At 45.0% G+C, this 2544-nt stretch carries 2 protein-coding genes; both read left to right on the forward strand.

Going from position 1 to position 2544, the window contains the following annotated elements:
- Positions 1 to 127: 127 nt before the first annotated feature.
- The gene (locus BVER_RS30940; protein WP_198155466.1) at positions 128 to 814 is read left to right on the forward strand and encodes a retrotransposon gag family protein; all 687 of its coding nucleotides are present in this window, start codon (positions 128 to 130) and stop codon (positions 812 to 814) included.
- Between the two features lie 210 nt (positions 815 to 1024).
- A partial coding sequence (locus BVER_RS28530; protein WP_157056280.1) for a retropepsin-like aspartic protease occupies positions 1025 to 2544 on the forward strand: 1520 nt, incomplete at its 3' end.

Raw genomic sequence — 2544 nt, forward strand, 5'->3', positions numbered from 1 at the left:
TAGCTAGTGCATGCGGGAACTGAGATCGAGTGGACAAGCTTTAGTAATCCCCACACCAGATATCACAAGATTGGAACGTGAGCAAAGGAGAGTAACAAGAGGCAAAGTAAGCAAGAGTGTGGATTCCATGGCGAATCTTAAGCATCAAGGGGAGACCACTAATCCAAACCAAAACAGGGGCAATCCCCCTCAAGAGAAGAAGTTTGGAGCATTCTTTGAGCCCAAGTTTGATCGTCTTGCAAATTACCAAGAAGAGGTGGATGATGGACAACCTACTCCCCCGCATTTGATAAGTCTCATTGTCAACGGGAGCATTTTCCAAGGGCTTGAAAATGAAGATCCTACCACCCATCTTACAAGCTTTCTCAACATGGCAATCGCTTGCAAGCCACAAGGTATGCCTCAAGACCGTTGCAATCGAGTTCTATTCCCATTCTCACTTCGGGGTCAAGCATCATATTGGTATGAAAGTTCCGGACTCCGACGAGCTACAAACTTTGAAGATGTGAGGAGGAGGTTCCTAACTAAGTACTATCCCCCGAACAAAGTTGATCAATTGAGAATGGCGATCCACCAATTCCGGCAATTCGATGGAGAATCCATATCCACTGCATGGGAAAGGTTTCAAGAATTGCTCAACAAATGTCCCAATTTACTTATGGAAGAAGGGGCGGAATTGCATTTATTCTACCAAGGCCTAAATGCCGAATCTCAAGGGATAGTGAATGCTAGCGCCGGTGGATCGTTAGTGGACAAGTCTTTGAGGGAAGTAAGAGAACTCATGCAACGGATAGCTAGCAATGGTTGCAAGTAGACTAATGATGGAACAAGGGAAGTGAGAAAGCAAGCCGGCATGATAAGTGTTGATGTGGTCACTAGCCTTCAAGCACAACTTGCAGCCCTCACGACGGAAATTTGAGCCTTAAAAAATCAAGCAAATGCAGTCCCGATACTCTCATGTGGAGTTTGTCAAGGTGCACACCATTCCGACACTTGCCCTCAAATTCAAGAACCGTGCAACTATGTGAACAACTTCCAAAGGCCAAGCCAAGGATGGGGTAACAATAATGGAGCCGGACCGTCATCTCAAAATCGCAATGCCAATTGGGGAAATCCGAGTTCTTCCAATGCTCAAAATCAAGGATTTCGTAACACATGGAATCAAGGATCGACGGGGCAACAATGGAGTAATGGACCTCAAGGCTCATCATCATCAATGGATCAATTTGGGCCAATAATGGAAGTTGTCAAGGATGTGCAACAAAGTGTCAAAAAGCAAGAGGAGAATATCCGCAATACCTTCATGAGAATGGAAAAGACGCAACAAGAGCAAGGCGACATGATTGTGATGCAAGGCAAGAAACTTGAAGAGCATGAGAAGTGCTTGAAGAACATCAACCGGTTGCTCACGGAAATGCAAGGTCAACTCAAGGAGAAAAGCTTCGGGACCTTACCAAGTGATACAATCCCTAATCCGAAGGGTAAGGAGCAATGTTTTGTGATGAACAAAGATGAAGAAGCTGAAAAAGAATCGGAAGAAAAGGAGAGCTCTCAAGTCGATGAGGTATTTGCTATTGGAGGGCATTCAAGTGACATTATCCAAAAGAACCATACGTTGCCACCTAAAAGAGAGGATCCCGGTGTTATAAGTGTGCCGGCTGCGATTGGTACAAGTAGATTCTACATGTCGGTTTGTGACCCAGGGTCTAGCATTAGTGTGATATCACTTGCATGGGTGAAGGTCTTGAATTTGACAAAGCACTTGCAGCCATGTCATTCGATGATCGAGTTAGCGGACAAGTCGGCGGTGAAGCCGTGTGGGAAGCTCGTAGACATGATCGTTCAAGTGAAGCACCTTCAAATACCTACGGACTTAGTTGTGATTGATGTGGAAAAGGAGCACTCAATGCCATGGATACTTGGACGTCCTTTCTTGGCCACCGGAGACGCCATCCTTCGAGTAAGAGATAACTCCATCACATTCAATGTGAATGGAGAGACGGTGACTTTTGGAGGAAAGATTGGCGATGATCAAGTGAAGCAAAAAGTCAAGAAAGTGGCACAAGAAGTGATCAAGGAACTCTTTCCGTCGGCCAACATCAATGAGTGGATGCTTAAGGATGTGAAAGTGGCATTAGGCCAAATTCGGAAGGAAGAAGGTCCACCAAAAGAATTCCAAGTGCGGTGTGGAAAGGTGCAAGTGCTAAAAGTGAAGGAGCCTTTATTCTACGATGATAAGGACTTTGATGAAGGTGACTTTGCAAGCATGTTTGCTGAAATTGCACCCAAATGCGACCAAGCACTCTTGAAGAAGGTGGCTGAATTGAATGTAAAGACCAAAGAGAAAGGCAAGGCTAAGCTATTCGATGACGATGATCTCTTGGATGACTCACCCACGGATCAATCTAGGACTGAAGGTTGCAATGCAAGTGAGCATAGCTCGGACTTTGCATCAACACCAGTAAAGAAAAAGAAAAAGAACAAGCCCGGGAAGAAAGCCAGAGCTAGAGCTAAGGCTAAGGCAAAAATTAAGAATTATAGCTC

The sequence above is a fragment of the Candidatus Burkholderia verschuerenii genome, from assembly GCF_001189365.1.
GTDB lineage: Bacteria > Pseudomonadota > Gammaproteobacteria > Burkholderiales > Burkholderiaceae > Caballeronia > Caballeronia verschuerenii.